Source organism: Mycobacterium sp. GA-2829, assembly GCF_001499965.1.
Taxonomy (GTDB): Bacteria; Actinomycetota; Actinomycetes; order Mycobacteriales; family Mycobacteriaceae; genus Mycobacterium.
On record NZ_LQIT01000004.1, the window covers coordinates 68,387 to 84,164 of the forward strand.

The following is a 15,778-nucleotide window of genomic DNA, read 5'->3' on the forward strand; positions in this document are numbered from 1 at the left end:
CACCGGACCTACACCACGGCTGTTGATCCGAAGCCCACCTCCGGAATCACAACCCTGGTGTAGGTCGGGCGCCCAAGCAGCCGAGCGCGACATCCTCCGCTGCCTCCTCGCCGAACGTGAACTTGATGCCGAGATCCGGCCGATTTCTCGGCAACAAGCGCACGTTCGGCGTGACGCGTGACGCCGCTCCCCTTCCCCGCGCGGCCTCAAAGAATCGCGCCGATTTGAACCCGTGACCTCGCCGCGCGACTAGGCAACGATTTCTCGGTGACTCGTGTGATCCGCTTCAACGCCTTCGACATGAACTGCGTCGCCCATCAGTCCCCGGGGCTGTGGAAGCACCCCGAGGACCAGTCGTGGCGATACAAGGACCTGCAGTACTGGACTGAGCTGGCCAAGCTCCTCGAACGCGGCCGCTTCGACGGCCTGTTCATCGCCGACGTGCTGGGCACCTACGACGTGTACGGCGCCAGCGACGAGGCCGCGATCCGCCAGGCCGCCCAGGTCCCGGTCAACGACCCGCTGCTGCTCGTCTCGGCGATGGCCTACGTCACCGACAACCTCGGCTTCGGCGTCACCACCGGCACCGGCTTCGAACACCCCTATCCGTTCGCCCGCCGGCTCTCCACTCTCGACCACCTGACGAACGGCCGCATCGGCTGGAACGTCGTCACCGGCTACCTGCCCGCCGCCGCACGCAACATGGGCCAGACCGACCAGCCCGCCCACGACGCCCGCTACGACCACGCCGACGAGTACCTCGAGGTGCTCTACAAGCTGTGGGAAGGCTCGTGGGAGGACGACGCCGTCATCCGGGACGCGAAAAACGGCATCTTCACCGACCCGGAGAAGGTGCACCACATCGGCCATGAGGGCGCGCATTTCAGCGTGCCGGGCATCCACCTGTCCGAACCGTCGCCGCAGCGCACCCCGGTCATCTACCAGGCCGGGTCGAGCCCGCGCGGCGTCCGGTTCGCCGCCGAGAACGCCGAGGCGATCTTCACCGCCGCCCCCACCAAGGCGCTGCTGCGCGAGACCGTCACCACAATCCGCCGCGAACTCGAGATCGCCGGCCGCGACCCGTACGCGGTGAAGATCTTCAACCTGTCGACGGTGATCACTGCAGCCACCGACGAGGAAGCCCACGCCAAACACGCCGAGTACCTGTCCTACGGCGACGCCGAGGGCGCGTTGACGTTCATGTCCGGCTGGATGGGCGTCGACCTGGCCCGGTTCGGCCTCGACGAACCGGTCGGCAACGTCGACTCCAACGCGATCCTGTCCGCGGTCGCGGCGTTCCAGTCCGCCGATCCCGACGGCCGCGAGTGGGCGGTCAAGGACATCGCCGAGTGGGGAAAGATCGGCGGCATGGGCCCGCGCATCGTGGGTTCCGGTGTGTCCGTTGCCGATACGTTGCAGGAATGGGTCGAGGAGACCGATGTTGACGGGTTCAACCTCGCCTACGCCGTCACTCCCGGTTCGTTCGCCGATTTCGTCGAGCATGTGGTTCCGGTGCTGACCGAGCGCGGCGCCTACCAGTCGGAGTACGCGCCGGGCACGCTGCGCAACAAGCTGCTCGGCCGCGGTGACCGGCTGCCCGAGGAGCACCGCGGCGCCCGCTACCGTGTCGGAGGACCGGCGTCTACCATCATCGACCGGCCCTCGACGGTGCCGTCGTCGGCGGCGTCAGTGGCATCGCAGCCGACCCGCGGCCGTTAAGGAGTATTTCGTGTCTATTCAGCTGCACTGGTTCCTCCCCACCTACGGGGACAGCCGCCTCATCGTCGGCGGCGGGCACGGGATGCCCGCGGGCGCGGCGCACGGCGACCGCGACGCCTCGATCGACTACCTGGGCTCGATCGTGCGGGCCGCCGAATCGTTCGGGTTCACCGGCGCGTTGATCCCGACGGGCGCCTGGTGTGAGGACGCGTTCATCACCGCCGCGCTGCTGGCCCGCGAGACGACGTCGCTGGCGTTCCTGGTCGCGTTCCGGCCCGGACTGGTCAGCCCGACGCTGTCGGCTCAGATGGCCGCGACGTTCGCCCGCCATGCCCCGGGCCGCATCCTGCTCAACGTCGTCGTCGGCGGCGAGGCGCACGAACAGCGCGCGTTCGGTGACCACCTCGACAAGGACGGCCGCTACCAGCGTTGCGACGAGTTCCTCGAGGTCGTGCGCCGGCTGTGGGCCGGAGAGAGCGTGTCGCTCGACGGCGAGCACATCCAGGTCGAGAACGCCGCGATCCCGACGCTGCCGAATCCGGTGCCGCCGTTGTACTTCGGTGGCAGCTCGGCCGCCGCGGGCCCGGTCGCCGCCAAGCACGCCGACGTCTACCTCACCTGGGGTGAGCCGCCCGCCGCGGTGCGCGAGAAGATCGAGTGGATTCGCGGGCTCGCCGAGAAGGAGGGCCGCGACGTCCGCTTCGGCATCCGCCTGCACACGATCTCGCGCGACACCTCCGACGAGGCGTGGCAGCAGGCCGACCGGCTGGTCGCCGCGCTCGACGAGGAGACCGTGCGCAAGGCGCAGGAAGGGTTGCACCGCAGCCAGTCCGAGGGGCAGAAGCGCATGCTCGCCCTGCACGAGGAGAACCGCCGCAACGGCAGCTGGAACGACGCCCGCAGCCTCGAGGTCGCCCCGAACCTGTGGGCCGGTGTCGGGCTGGTGCGCGGCGGCGCGGGCACCGCGCTGGTGGGCAGCCACGTCGAGGTGGCCGACCGGATCGCCGAGTACGCCGAGATCGGCATCGACGAGTTCATCTTCTCGGGCTACCCGCATCTGGAGGAGCTGTTCTGGTTCGGCGAGGGTGTGGTGCCCCTGCTGCGTGAGCGCGGTCTGTTCAAGGGGCAGGCGACGTCGACGGCGTCGTCGCACATTCCGTTCATCGGCGCACAGCGGTGACGGTGATCGCCTCTGCCGAAGACGCTTTGGATGTCGCGGCGAAGCTGTCCGCGGAGTTCGACGCCGAGGCGTCGGCCCGCGATACCGAACGTCGGTTGCCCCACGAGCAGGTCAAGGCGCTCAAAGATGCTGGGCTGCTGGCAATCTCGGTGCCCATCGAACACGGTGGCATAGACGCGCCCGCAACGGTCCTGGCCGAGGTGTTCCGGCTGATCGCCCACGCCGACCCGTCGCTGTCACAGATCCCCCACTCGCACTTCGTGTTCCTCGAGGCGCTGCGACTGCAGGGCACCGACGAGCAGCAGACGTTCTTCTACCGGCAGGTGCTCGACGGGGCACTGCTGGCCAACGCGCAGTCCGAGCGGGGTCCGCATCCGATCGACGTCGACACCACGACGCTCACGCGGCGCCCCTCGGGCGATTACGTGCTGACCGGTCGCAAGTTCTACTCCACCGGTGCGCTGTTCGCGGACTGGCTGGTGGTGCGGGCGTCGTTGGACGACGGGTCGGTGCCGACGGCGTCGACGCCGAAGGCCATCGCGTTCGTGCCCCGTGACGCCGACGGTGTGGAGGTCGTCGACGACTGGGAGGGTATGGGCCAGCGGACGACGGCGTCGGGCACGGTGACGCTGTCCGACGTCGTGGTGCCCGCCGACCGGGTGGTGCCGTTCTCGCCGATCTTCGCCGAGCCGACGACCTACGGTGCGCGAGCGCAGTTGCTGCACAGTGCAATCGACGTCGGCATCGCGACGGGTGCGTTGGCCGCGGGGGTGCGCCAGGCCGAACGGGCCCGCCCGCACTTCGAGGCCAACGTCGCGACGGCCGCCGACGATCCGACGCTGATCCAGGCCGCCGGCGAGTTGGCGGTCACGGTGCGTGGGGCGCAGGCGTTGCTCGTCGAGGCCGCGCGGGCGGTGGACGCCGCGACCGAGCATCTGACCGAGGAGTCGGCGGCCGCGGCGTCCGTGGCTGTCGCGGTGGCGAAGGTGGCCGCGGTGCGCGCGTCGCTGGAGGCGGCGACCGGGCTGTTCGAATTGGGCGGCACGCGAAGCGCATCGCTGTCGGGCAATCTGTCACGCTACTGGCGCGATGCCCGCACGCATACGCTGCACGATCCGGTGCGGTGGAAGCTGCAGCACATCGGCCGCTACACGCTCTCGGGTACGCGCCCACCCCGCCACGGCCAGATCTAGGTGTAGAGCGTGATCGGCTGCACGTCGCCGGTCAGGTAGTGCGCGCCGACCTCGAGCTTCTTGTAGTCGACGGGGTCGTGGAGGGAATGCGTACGGATGTTGCGCCAGAACAGATCCAGGCCCACCTCGCTGCGCGCGGAACTGGAACCAGTGACCTCGTAGACCCGGTGGGCCACCTCGAGCGCGGTCTCGGTGGCGACGACCTTTAGCTGCGCGATGCCGATCTCGGCCTCGGTGCGGTCGGCGGCGGTGATGTCGGCGCCCCGCGCGATCGCCGCGTCGAAACGGGTGTTCCACCGATCGGCCAACGCCTCGACCGCGGCCGTGCGTGACAGCAGCTCACCGAAGACGCGCTGCACGAACGGGTCTCGCGAATAATGCTCGACATTGCTGAGCAGCCACGCACCGCGCCGGTCCAACGTCAGCTGACGTGCTCGCGCCACCGCGCCCTCGGCGATCCCCAAGTAGAGGTTGCCGAAGCCGAGCTGCACCCCCGGCGTGACGAGCGTCGAGTACGGTTCCTCCCCCACCTCGCCGAGCACATCGTCGGGGGCGACGGCGACGTCGCGGAAGTCGACGCTGCCGCTGGCCGACAGCCGCTGCCCCAAAGCGTCCCAGTCACCGGCGAATTCGACACCGTCACGGTCGTGTTCGACCACCAGCGCCAGCACCCGGCCGTCGATCGCGGCCATCACCAGCGTGACGTCCCCGGTCGACGCGCCGGTCGCGAAGCGCTTGCGTCCGTTGAGCCGGTAGCCGTCCAAGTCCGGGGTGAGCACGAGGTCGGGGTCGACGGGGTTGACCGCATCACCCCACAGCCAGCTGCCTTCCGCCGACGCGGTGAACCAGTGTTCCCACCGCTCCGCAGCGCCGAAGAACACGATGCTGGCCTGGTTGCAGTAGTGGTAGCTCAGGATCTGCGCGATCGACGCGTCCTGGCGCGCGAGGATGCGCACCGCCCGCAACCCCGTCGACCAGTGGCCGCCGTGTCCGCCGTACTCGACGGGGATCAGCAGGTTCGCCAGCCCCGAGTCCTTGAGCAGTTTGAGTTCGGCGTCGGGTTGCTGGTTGGCGCGGTCGCGCGCCAACGCATCGCGGGCGAGAAGCTGCCCGACCTCGTCGGCGACAGCGTCCCAACGGTCGGTCTCATCGGTGGTCAGCGGGGTGATCCATGGGGTCCGTGGCACCGGCCCACCCTATGGACGCCCCGCATCGGGGTCACGGGTTCTGCTCGGTGAGAACAGAAGTCAGAGCTGGCGCAGCCGCCGCACCCGGTCGGCCATCGTGCGGCGGGCCACGGCCGTGTCGAACGCGAACGTGTCGAAGCCGTGTGGACATCCGGGGTGGACGTGGAGTTCGGTGGGCACACCGGCCGCGGCGAGGCGGCGGGCGTACTCGACGTCCTCGGCGCGGAAGATGTCGAGGTCGCCGGTGTCGATGTAGGTCGGTGGGAGCCCGGTGAGGTCGGTGGCGCGGGCGGGCGCCGCGTAGGGCGACGGGTCGGAGTCGCCGAGCAGCGCCGACCATCCGGTGATGTTGTCGTCGTAGCTCCAGATGAGCAGCTCCGCGGGCAGCTGTGGATCCGGCGTGGTGGTGCGGTCGTCGATCATCGGATAGATCAACAGCTGCAACGCAATCGACGGGCCGCCGCGGTCGCGGGCGAGCAGCGCGACACCGGCGGCCAACCCGCCGCCCGCGCTGTCACCGCCGACGGCGATGCGGGTGGGATCGACGCCGAGCCGCGACGCCGAGGAGGCCAGCCACTGCAGCGCGGCGTAGCAGTCCTCGACCGGTGTCGGGTCGGGATGTTCCGGCGCCACGCGGTAGTCGACGACCAGCGCGGGAACCCCGGACGCCGCGACGTACTCGCGGACCACCGAATCGTAAGTGGCGCCGACGTCGTCGAGGGCGAGGATCATCCCGCCGCCGTGCAGGTACAGCAGCGCGGCACTGGACGGCGCGCTCGAGGTGGGCCGGTACCACCGCAACGGCAGGTCGGCGCCGTCGGCAGTGGTCAGCGTGTACTCGTCGACCGCGACGCCGTCGAAGGTGGGCCGCGCCGCCGCCACCGCGTCGAACAGGGCCTTGGCGTTGACGCGCCGGGTGGCGACGTCGCCGACCTCCGGCGGGTCTGCGGGTTCGGGGGCAGCGAATGCTGCCAGCGCCGCGGCGACGTCGGGATCGATGGTCAGCGCCATGACCCCACCCTAGGCGTCGATCCGCGCACCGGAGGCGCCGTCGAAGAGGTGCACGCGTTCGGCCCGGACGTCGACGGCGACCGGATCACCGGGCACAGGCACGTCGGGCCACGACGCGACGGTCGCCGCCTCGACCACCGCGGTCAGCCGGTGTGCACCCGCCCGAATGATCAACACGTAACGGGGACCGAGCAATTCGACCAGCTCGACCTGGCCGTTCCCGTCGCGGTGAGGTGTCACCAACAGGTCTTCGGGACGCACCCCGAGCGTGACGGCGTCAGTGAGACCGCGCACGGTGAACAGTCTGCCCGCGAGCCGTCCGTCGAGCAGGTTCATGCTCGGCGATCCGATGAACCCGGCGACGAACGTGTTGGCCGGGCGGCGGTACAGCTCGGCCGGTGTCCCCCGCTGTTCGATGCGCCCGGCGCGCAGCACGACGAGTTGGTCGGCGATCGTCATCGCCTCCTCCTGGTCATGGGTGACGTACAGCGCGGTGATCCCGGTGTCCTGTTGCAGGCGGCGGATTTCCGACCGCAGCTCCACGCGAAGCTTGGCGTCGAGGTTGCTCAGCGGTTCGTCGAACAGGAACACCGACGGCGTGCGCACCAGGGCCCGCGCGATCGCGACGCGCTGCTGCTGACCGCCGGACAGCTGCCGGGGTTTCCGGTCGAGCAGCGCCGTGATGCCGACCCGTTCGGCCGCCTCGCCGACGCGCCGGGTCACCTCATCGCGCGCGACACCGTTGTTGCGCAACGGGAATCCGATGTTGCCCGCCACGGTGAGATGGGGATACAGGGCGTAGTTCTGGAAGACCATCGCGACGTCGCGTTCGCGCGGGGTGGCGCGGGTGACGTCGCGGTCGCCGATGCGAACCGCTCCCCCGTCGGCGCCCTCCAACCCGGCGACGATGCGCAGCGTCGTGGACTTACCGCAGCCCGAGGGCCCGACGAGCACGGTCAACGACCCGTCGGGCAGGGTGAGGCTCACGTCGTCGACGACGGTGGCCTCCCCGTACGTCTTGGTCAGACCGGCGAGTTCGATGGTGCTCACTTGGTGGCTCCCGTGGTGAGGCCGCCGACGAGGTAGCGCTGAGCGGCCAGGGCGAGGACGTAGACGGGCAGGACACCGAGCAGTCCGGCGGCGGCCTGCTGGCCGAACTGCACGTTGCGGTCCCCCTGGAACAGGGACAGCCCGACCGTGAGGGTCTGGCTCTCCTTCGTGACGGCGAGGTAGACGGCGAACAGGAAGTCGTTGTAGCTCAGGAAGAACACCACCAGCAGCGCTGCCACGATGCCCGGCCACAGCAGCGGCAGGACGACCTTGCGGAACGCCGCGGCGACCGAGAGCCCGTCGATGACGGCGGCCTCGTCGATCTCGACGGGGATGCGGCGGACGAACCCGTCGAGCAGCCACACCGCGACGGGTGCGCTGGCGATGCCGTTGACCAGGATCAGCCCGCCGACGCTGTTGGTCAGCCCGGCGTGGCGCAGCAGGAAGAACAGCGGGATGATCGCGACGATCGGCGGGGCGCAGTAGCTGGCGAGCAGCACGGTCAGCAACCGATCACCCCGGGTGTGCCGGGCGGTGAAATACGCTGCGGGCGCGGCGATCACGACAGCGAGCAGCGCCGCGCCGACCGCCGAGATCCACGAGTTGCCCAGCATGGTGCCGAGTTCGATGGTGTCGAAGACCTTGACGAAGTTGTCCAGCGTCAGCGACGTGGGTAGCAGGCTGGAGTTCAGCACGTCCTCGGCGGGCCGCACGGCCAGCGACAGCAGATACCCCAGCGGCACCAACGAGACGATCACCGCAGCGACGAGCGCGACCCGCGTCCTCATCCGTCGGCCTTCACCGCGCGGGCGCGCAGCCCGGTCACCACCGTCGCGACGGCGCCGACCACGAACGCGAACACCAGCGTCTGGGCGGCGGCGGTGCCCATGTCGAAGCTGCCACGCAGCCCGGTCTGGTAGATGACATACGGCGACAACGACGTCGAGAAGCCCGGACCGCCGGAGGTGATGACGACGATGAGGTCGAACACCTTGTAGCCGATGACCAACTCGAGCACGGTGACGGCCCAGATCGTCGGGGCGATCGCCGGCCACGTCACGGTGGTGAACGTCCGCCACGGGGTGGCGCCGTCGATGCGGGCGGACTCCAGCAGTTCAGGTCGCACCACGCCGAGCGCCGCGAACGCGATGAGGATCGCGAACGGTGTCCACTGCCAGATGTGGATGGCCAACAGCACGACGAACGCGCCGACCCCGGAGCCCAGTGGGTTGATCCCGCCCATGCCGATCGCGGAGAAAACACCCGCCAGCCCACCGCCGACCGGCGCCAGCAGCAGCTTCCACGCCACCCCCACCAGCACCGGGGCGGTCACCAGCGGCAGCAGGAACAGCGCACCCACCACCCCGAACCGGGTGCCGCGGTGACGCAGCAGCACCGCGAGCGCCAACCCGAGCGCGGTCGTCACGACCGCGGCCAGCACGGCGAACACCGTCGACTTGATCAGTGACGGCGTGAAGGCCGGGGATGCAAAGGCATTCGCGAAGTTCTCGGCGCCGGTGAAGCTGCGCAACGGTTTCGCCAGCGACGAGTCGGTGACCGCGAGCGCGATCAGGTAGACCGTCGGGTAGACCAGGAACAGCGTCAACCCGGCGATGGCGGGCAGCGCCAGCCACAGCGGGACGCGGCGCGTCATTGCGTGGCGCTGTCCCAGCTGGCCTGGGCGTTCTCCAGCGACTGCTCGACGGTCTGGGTGCCGGCGATCGCGAGCGCGAGCTGATCGACCAGGTCCTGCAACAGTTTCGGCGCACCGGCCTGCTTCGGCCAGACCAGCGGGTCGCCGTTCAGTCCCTCGCGGATCGGCTCGACGGCCTTGGTGACGACCTTCGCGTAGCCGGGTGAGTCGAGCACCTCGCCGCGCACGGGGTCGATGCCGGCGCCCGCGGTCGAGGACACCGCGAGGTTCTGCGGTGCGGCGGTCGCCCACGCGATGAACGCGGCCGCGGCGTCGACGTTCTTCGACGCGGTCGAGATGCCGAGGCCGAAACCGGCGTCCAGGGCGGTGCGCGGGGTGGTGTTGGTGCCGCCGACGGGCAGCGACACCGCACCCCAGCGGCCGGCGATCTTGGAGGCCGTCGGGTCCTCGGCGCGCAGCGCCATATCGGTCCACGTGTCGAGCAAGGCCCCCTGGCCGGTGAGGAAGGCGGTGTTGGCCTGGTCGAACCCGACCTGCAGCGGGGTGGGCAGCGCGTTGGGGGCGACGTCGATGAGGTGCTGCAGCGCAGCGATCGACGCATCGGAGGTCAACTGCGGTTTACCGTTCGCGTCGACGAGGTTGCCGCCGTAACCGGTGAGCCGGTTGATGTACGAGCAGCCCAGGATCATCGGAACCTGCTGGCCGGACACGATCGCGCCGTAGGCCGCGCCGCGGGCGTCGCGGGTGATCTTCGCGGCGACCTCGTCGTACTCATCCCACGTCGTCGGCGGTGCGACCTTGTACCGGTCGAGCAGTTCGGCGTTGTAGAAGAGGATGTGGATGTCGCCGTCGTAGGGCAGTCCGTAGCGGCGGTCGTCGAGCAGGGTGTACGGGTCGTAGATCGACTTCAGGTAGCCGGGCACGTTGAGGTCGGACTGTTTGGCGTCGATCCAGTCGGTGAGGTCGGTGAGCGCACCGGCGTCGACCAGGTCACCCAGGCCGAAGTAGAAGTAGTCGAAGATGTCGAATTCGCCTGTGCCGCTCTGCACGTCGAGGATCTGCTTGCTGGTCAGCTGATCGTAGGGCGCGGCGGTGACATCGAGGATGCCGCCGGTGGCCTGACGCCACTTGGGGGCGAGGACGTCACGAAACGAGGTGACGTGCGGTTGGTTGACGAGCAGTTTGAGGGTGACGCCCTCGAACCGCCCGGCCACCGGCGTCTCGGCCGACAGCGCGCTGCCACTACCGGAGGACCCGCACGCGGCGAGGGCGGGTCCCAGAACGGCTGCGCCACCGGCGAGTCCCAGCAGTTGCAGTGCGCGGCGACGGGTGAAGGCGGGAGGAGTCACGACGGGCGACAGTACAAACGCCGCGCGCCGGCCGACAGAGAAAAACTCAGCGCGATCCTGAATCGCGGGTCAGCGGACGGTGTGCCCGCTCAGGATGGACACGCGGTTGAAGGCGTTGATGGTGGTCGCGACCCAGATGACCGCGGAGAGCTCGTCGTCGCCGAGGACCTCACGGGCGCGGGCGTATTCGCGTTCGGCGGTGTCGTAGTCGGGAAGCGTGGTGGTGATCTCGGCCAGCCGCAGCGCGGCCTGTTCGCGGTCGTCGAACAGTTCGGTGTTGCGCCAGACCGACACGGTCGCGAGCTGTTTCGCGCTGACGCCGGCGTCGTCGGCGCGGCGATGGTGTACGTCGAGACAGGACGCGCAGCCGTTGAGTTGGGACACCCGCACGTTGACGAGTTCCACGAGGGAGCGCGGCAGTCCTGACTCCTCGGCCAACGTGCTGACGGCGGTGGCGACGCCGATCAATGCCTTGTAGGCCGACGGCGAATGCTTGTCGATGTGCAGGTGGCGGGTGCCCGTCGGGTTTTCTGACACTTCACGATGCTACGCAGCGCCGCGCGGCGTTCGGCGGAGCCGACTCAGCAGACGGTGCCGAGGATGATCGCGCTCGAGAACAGCCCGATCAGGAAGGCCGCGGTGTTCTGGCCCTGCATGAGGGTGGCGACCACGCCGACGATGCCGAAGACGAAGATCGCCGTCAGCACGATCGATTGCAGGGTGTGGTGGTCGGACGCCTTGGGGCGACGCGCCGCCGCGGGAGAAGCAGGAGCCAGCGAACCGTCGTTCAACGCAGCCATGGCCACCCTTTCGTGTGCTTGGGACCACAATTCAAACCGATCGTGATCCGAATCACAAGTCCCGACGGCAACGAACGTTGTCAGCCGGCCGCCGAAGACCCGGATTGACCCATTGAGCAGCGGCGATGCGTATGGCACCATCTGCCCATGAACCCGCAGGACGACCCCGAGGCGCGGATCCGCGACCTGGAGCGACCGCTCGCCGACCGGGCGTCCGAACTGGGAACCCAGCCCTACACCGCCGCGGCCTACCCGGACGCGGTGTACGGCGTCCCGTATCCGCCCACGCCGCCGCGGGGTCCGTCGCGCACCGGGGTGGTCGTGCTGGTCGTCGTGGTGCTGACGCTGCTGGTGCTCGGTGCGGGCGTGGCGATCTACTTCGCGAAGGCGCCGCGCGACGGGGCGGTGACGGCGGGCCGGCCGACGATCGCCGGCGGCGGCGGGGCGCTCGACCAGATACCGGAGACTCTCGTCGAAATCCCCCCGCTCGTGATCCCGCCGGGTGGCGGGGACGCGGTCGCGCAGGCACCGCCGGGTGGGCAGTTCAGTGTGTCCGGGGTGGAGGGCAACAAGCGGGTCGCGTGCAGTGACAGCCTGATCAATGTCAGCGGGGTGTCGAACACGGTGACGATCACCGGTCATTGCACGACCGTCGTGGTGTCCGGGGTGGGCAACGAGGTGGTCGTCGAGAGCGCGGACGAGATCAGGGCGTCGGGCTTCGAGAACCGGGTGACGTATCAGTCGGGCGATCCGAAGATCGACAGCTTCGGCGACAACGTCGTCGAGCGGGGCTGACCCACTCGCGTCACGTCCGTAACACCGGTGACTCCGATCACGATCAACAGGCATGCGGAACACCTGGAGAACCGCCCTGGCCGCCGTCGCCCTCGCGCTCGCCGCGGTGTTCGCCGACGCCTCCCCCGCGATCGCCCACGCGCAGCCCGCCGTCGCGGTCAAGGACTTCTCCAAACCCGCGATCGTCATCCTCGGCTACGGCCTCGAACCCAACGGCATGATGCGCCCGATCCTGCGGCGCCGCGTCATCACCGGCCTGACCGTCGCGCAGTTCTTCCCGCAGTCGCCGATCATCGTCACCGGCGGCAACCCCCGCAATGGCGTGACCGAGGCCGCGGCGATGCGCCGCATGCTCACCATCCTCGGCTTCCCCGCGCACCGAATCATCGTGGAGGACAAGGCCAACAGCACCGTGCAGAACGCGCGGTTCTCGGTGCCGCTGGCCAAGGAGGCCGGCACCTCCGGCATCATCCTCGTCACCTCGTCGACGCATCAGGACCGCGCCGACGGCAACTTCGTCGACGCGGGCGCCAACCTGCTCGCGACCGTCAGCTACCCCGACGGCAGCCCCCAGGTCAACGCCGCGCAATTCGCCCGCGACGTCATCAGCCCGCTGGTCAACCGCGGCTGATCCGGTTTTGCTCGCCCTGACGACGGGTAGAGGGGTCCAGTGAAGGTTCTGGTCACCGGGGGCACCGGTTTCGTCGGCGCGTGGACAGCGAAGGCCGTGCAGGACGCCGGCCACCAGGTGCGGTTCCTCGTTCGCAAACCCGAACGCCTGACCACCAGCGCCGAGAAGATCGGCGCCGACATCAGCGACTACGTCGTCGGCGACATCTCCGATCCCGACTCCACCGCGAAGGCGCTCGACGGTTGCGATGCGGTCATCCACTGCGCCGCAATGGTTTCCACCGATCCGGCCATGGCCGACGAGATGCTGCGCACCAACCTCGAGGGCGCACGCTACGTCCTCGGCGGCGCCGCGAAGGCGAAGATCGACCCGATCATCCACGTCTCCAGTTTCACGGCCCTGTTCCGCCCCGGCCTCGACGTGCTGCACGCCGACCTCCCGGTCACCGGCGGCTCCGACGGGTACGGCAAGTCCAAGGCCGTCGTCGAGGCGTACGCCCGCGGTCTGCAGGACGCCGGCGCCCCGGTGAACATCACCTATCCGGGTATGGTGCTCGGCCCACCCGCGGGCGACCAGTTCGGCGAGGCGGCCGAGGGCGTCGAGGCGTCGGTGAAGATGCGCGCCGTGCCCGGCCGTGGTGCGGGATGGATCGTCATCGACGTCCGCGACCTGGCCGCGCTGCACGTGGCGCTGCTGGAATCCGGGAAGGGTCCGCGCCGCTACATGCTCGGCGGCCGTCGGGTGCCCGTCGGCGAGTTGGCGGCATTGATGGGTGACGCGGCCGCCCGCGATCTCGCGCCGATCCCAATCCCCGATGTCGCGCTGCGCACGGTCGGCCGGCTGTTCGACGTGATCGGCGATCAGCTGCCGTTCGAGACGCCCATCAACTCCGCGGCGATGCAGTACTACACGCAGATGCCGAAGTCCGACGACGAACCGGCCGAACGCGACCTCGGCATCGTGCAGCGCGACGTCGCCGAGACGATCGCCGACACCGTGGCGGGGCTCCGAGAAGTGGGTCGTTTGTAGGTCCGGCGCTCGGAGCGCGGGAATGCGACGGCCGTCACACGGGTTGAGCCGAGTCATGGAACTCGGATATCACGTACCCATCTTCGACATCGACGGCGGAACGACGGCCATCGCCGGCGAACTGGCGCGCGTCGGTGAGGCCGCTGAGGCCTCCGGCGCGACGTGGCTGTCGTTCATGGACCACTTCTTCCAGATCGAACCGACCGGGCTGCCCGCCGAGGCGAACATGCTCGAGGGTTACACCTCGCTCGGCTTCCTCGCCGCCCACACCGAGACGATCGAACTCGGCCTGCTCGTCACCGGCGTCACGTACCGCCACCCAGGACTGCTGGCCAAAACGGTGACGACGGTCGACGTGCTGTCGGGCGGACGGGCCTGGCTGGGCATCGGCGCCGCGTGGTTCGAACGCGAACACGTCGGGCTCGGGGTGCCGTATCCGCCGCTGGCCGAACGGTTCGAACGCCTCGAGGAGGCGCTGCAGATCTGCGGGCAGATGTGGGATCCCGACAACAACGGACCCTTCGAGGGCAAGCACTACCAGCTGGCGGAGACGCTGTGTAACCCGCAGCCGATCAACCGGCCGAAGGTGATGATCGGCGGCAGCGGTGAACGCAAGACCCTGCGCCTGGTGGCCCAGTACGGCGATTCCTGCAACCTGTTCGGCACCCCGGATGAGGTGGCGCACAAGCTCGATGTGCTGCGGCGGCACTGCGACACCGTCGGCCGCGACTTCGACGACATCCGCGTCACGATCCTCGCCCACGACGGCCCCACGCCCGACACCAAGGACGACTTCGTCCGCAGAATGGCCGAGTACGCGAAGGTCGGCGTGCACACCGCGATCGTGATGCCGCCGGGCGGCTCACCCGCCAAGTGGATCGACGGCATCGTCTCCGTCGTGCCGCAGCTGGCCGAGCTGTGATCAGGCGGTGAACTGACGCACGTAGTCGACGGCGGCATACACGGTGTCGCGCAACATGTCTGGATCACCGGTGACGAACGTGAGCATCGCGCCGCCCTGGTGGGCGATCACCAGGGCGGCCGCGAGGTGGCGCGGGTCGGCGTCGGCGCGCAGGTCGCCGCGCTTCTTCATCGCGGTGAGCGCGGCCCGGAACAACGTGAGCCATTCGTCGTAGCCGGCGGCGAGGTCGTCGCGGATCTGAGCCTCCCCCTCGACCAGTTCACCCGCCAGCGATCCGTAGATGCAGCCGCCCCGCCGGTACACCGTCTCGGCGTCGGCGACGCAGGCGTCGGCCCAGGTCTGTAGGGCGTCGAGGCTGTCCAGATCGCCCATTTCCAGGTGGAATTGGGCGACCTGACGGCGGCGTTCGGCCACGACCTCGCGGGTGAGTTCATCCTTGCCCCGGAAGTAGTGCGACAGTTGGGATCCGCTGACCTCGGCGGCGTCGCGGACCTCGTCGAGGGTCGTGCCCTCGACGCCGCGCTCGAACATCAGCCGCGCGGTGGTGTCGACGATGCGGCTGCGCGCGGCGAGCCCCTTGCGGGTGAACCGGGTATCGCTCATGCGGTCCTCCGGCGCCGGCGCGGCGGGCGGGGTGTGCGTTCGGCGGGGTCGGCGGCGTACCTGCGCACCCGGTTGACGGCGAAGCGCAGCGCGTCGGCCTGCGGCCACTCCTGGCGGTAGACGAACGCCACGGTGCCGCCGGCCTGATGGGCGCCGACCAGCACCACGGCCAGCTGGTGCGGGTCGGCGTCGTCGATCAGGAGTCCGCGCTGGCGCATCTCGCGAATCCCGTCTTCCAGCACGGTGATCCACTGCCGGTAGCCGTCGGCGAGCACCTCACGCAACGCCGCGTCGGACTTGGCGAGTTGGCCGGCCAGACCGTGGTAGGTCGGGGTGCCGCTGAACCCGCTCTCGCGTAGCCGGCGCAGGGTCAGCCCGAGCCAGCGTTCGAGGTCGTCGAAGGTCTCCAGTCGGCCCTGCGACGCGATGACGGCGTGGATCTGCCGCTCGATCAGCGCACGGAGCAGGGCCTGCCGGTCGGGGAAGTAGTGCGTCAGTTGCGATCCGCTCACCGAGGCGGCTTTCCGGATCGCGACCATGGTCAGCGTCGACAGCCCGGTGGTCGCGATGAGGTCGGCCGCGGCGTCGAGGATGCGATCCCGGGTGGCCTGCCCCTTGGGGGTGAGTCGCCGCTGGGCGGGTTCGGCCATCCCCC

General features: G+C 69.5%; 17 protein-coding genes. 7 read left to right on the forward strand and 10 right to left on the reverse strand.

Annotated features, from left to right (window positions below; genetic code table 11):
* The first annotated feature begins 267 nt into the window (after positions 1 to 267).
* The 3 genes from AU194_RS03815 to AU194_RS03825 are packed head-to-tail and all read left to right on the forward strand — an operon-like array spanning position 268 to position 4,092.
* Positions 268 to 1,719, forward strand: a complete 1,452-nt coding sequence (locus AU194_RS03815; RefSeq protein ID WP_059087901.1) for an LLM class flavin-dependent oxidoreductase — start codon at positions 268 to 270, stop codon at positions 1,717 to 1,719.
* A 10-nt stretch (positions 1,720 to 1,729) separates the two neighbouring features.
* On the forward strand, positions 1,730 to 2,899 hold the full coding sequence (locus AU194_RS03820; protein WP_059087902.1) for an LLM class flavin-dependent oxidoreductase: 1,170 nt from the start codon (positions 1,730 to 1,732) through the stop codon (positions 2,897 to 2,899).
* The gene (locus AU194_RS03825) at positions 2,896 to 4,092 is read left to right on the forward strand and encodes an SfnB family sulfur acquisition oxidoreductase (RefSeq protein ID WP_059087903.1); all 1,197 of its coding nucleotides are present in this window, start codon (positions 2,896 to 2,898) and stop codon (positions 4,090 to 4,092) included. Before AU194_RS03820 ends, AU194_RS03825 begins: the two co-directional genes overlap by 4 nt.
* Here AU194_RS03825 and AU194_RS03830 read toward each other — a convergent pair.
* From AU194_RS03830 to AU194_RS03865, 8 genes are all read right to left on the reverse strand, one after another.
* Positions 4,089 to 5,279 (reverse strand): acyl-CoA dehydrogenase family protein, encoded by a 1,191-nt coding sequence (locus AU194_RS03830; protein WP_059087904.1) that lies wholly within the window; start codon positions 5,277 to 5,279, stop codon positions 4,089 to 4,091. The genes AU194_RS03825 and AU194_RS03830 overlap by 4 nt on opposite strands.
* Positions 5,280 to 5,339: 60 nt before the next feature.
* Positions 5,340 to 6,290 (reverse strand): alpha/beta hydrolase, encoded by a 951-nt coding sequence (locus AU194_RS03835; protein WP_059087905.1) that lies wholly within the window; start codon positions 6,288 to 6,290, stop codon positions 5,340 to 5,342.
* A 9-nt stretch (positions 6,291 to 6,299) separates the two neighbouring features.
* Positions 6,300 to 7,340: an ABC transporter ATP-binding protein gene (locus AU194_RS03840; RefSeq protein ID WP_059087906.1), complete on the reverse strand. Its 1,041-nt coding sequence runs from the start codon at positions 7,338 to 7,340 to the stop codon at positions 6,300 to 6,302.
* Entirely contained in the window at positions 7,337 to 8,128 is a 792-nt protein-coding gene (locus tag AU194_RS03845) for a carbohydrate ABC transporter permease (RefSeq protein WP_059087907.1), read from the reverse strand. The genes AU194_RS03840 and AU194_RS03845 overlap by 4 nt, the downstream gene beginning before the upstream one ends.
* A complete protein-coding gene (locus AU194_RS03850) occupies positions 8,125 to 8,994 on the reverse strand; it encodes a carbohydrate ABC transporter permease (RefSeq protein WP_059087908.1) in 870 nt (289 codons plus the stop codon). Before AU194_RS03850 ends, AU194_RS03845 begins: the two co-directional genes overlap by 4 nt.
* Complete coding sequence (locus tag AU194_RS03855) at positions 8,991 to 10,343, reverse strand: ABC transporter substrate-binding protein (protein WP_059087909.1); 1,353 nt, start codon at positions 10,341 to 10,343, stop codon at positions 8,991 to 8,993. Before AU194_RS03855 ends, AU194_RS03850 begins: the two co-directional genes overlap by 4 nt.
* 69 nt (positions 10,344 to 10,412) lie before the next feature.
* The gene (locus tag AU194_RS03860) at positions 10,413 to 10,880 is read right to left on the reverse strand and encodes a carboxymuconolactone decarboxylase family protein (protein WP_059087910.1); all 468 of its coding nucleotides are present in this window, start codon (positions 10,878 to 10,880) and stop codon (positions 10,413 to 10,415) included.
* Between the two features lie 44 nt (positions 10,881 to 10,924).
* A complete protein-coding gene (locus AU194_RS03865) occupies positions 10,925 to 11,143 on the reverse strand; it encodes a hypothetical protein (protein ID WP_059087911.1) in 219 nt (72 codons plus the stop codon).
* Positions 11,144 to 11,290: 147 nt separating this feature from the next.
* Between AU194_RS03865 and AU194_RS03870 the strand changes: the two genes are divergently transcribed.
* From AU194_RS03870 to AU194_RS03885, 4 genes are read left to right on the forward strand one after another with little or no spacing between them, the layout of a single operon-like run.
* Positions 11,291 to 11,938, forward strand: coding sequence for a DUF3060 domain-containing protein (locus AU194_RS03870; RefSeq protein ID WP_059087912.1), 648 nt, complete (start codon positions 11,291 to 11,293; stop codon positions 11,936 to 11,938).
* A 52-nt stretch (positions 11,939 to 11,990) separates the two neighbouring features.
* Positions 11,991 to 12,569: a YdcF family protein gene (locus tag AU194_RS03875; RefSeq protein ID WP_059087913.1), complete on the forward strand. Its 579-nt coding sequence runs from the start codon at positions 11,991 to 11,993 to the stop codon at positions 12,567 to 12,569.
* A 39-nt stretch (positions 12,570 to 12,608) separates the two neighbouring features.
* On the forward strand, positions 12,609 to 13,598 hold the full coding sequence (locus AU194_RS03880) for an SDR family NAD(P)-dependent oxidoreductase (protein ID WP_059087914.1): 990 nt from the start codon (positions 12,609 to 12,611) through the stop codon (positions 13,596 to 13,598).
* A 55-nt stretch (positions 13,599 to 13,653) separates the two neighbouring features.
* Complete coding sequence (locus AU194_RS03885) at positions 13,654 to 14,520, forward strand: LLM class F420-dependent oxidoreductase (protein WP_059087915.1); 867 nt, start codon at positions 13,654 to 13,656, stop codon at positions 14,518 to 14,520.
* On the opposite strand, the gene AU194_RS03890 is transcribed toward AU194_RS03885, so the two are convergent.
* Together AU194_RS03890 and AU194_RS03895 are read right to left on the reverse strand one after the other, a co-directional pair.
* Positions 14,521 to 15,123, reverse strand: a complete 603-nt coding sequence (locus AU194_RS03890) for a TetR/AcrR family transcriptional regulator (RefSeq protein ID WP_059087916.1) — start codon at positions 15,121 to 15,123, stop codon at positions 14,521 to 14,523. It abuts the gene before it with no gap.
* Positions 15,120 to 15,773, reverse strand: coding sequence for a TetR/AcrR family transcriptional regulator (locus AU194_RS03895; RefSeq protein WP_059087917.1), 654 nt, complete (start codon positions 15,771 to 15,773; stop codon positions 15,120 to 15,122). Before AU194_RS03895 ends, AU194_RS03890 begins: the two co-directional genes overlap by 4 nt.
* Positions 15,774 to 15,778: the final 5 nt, after the last annotated feature.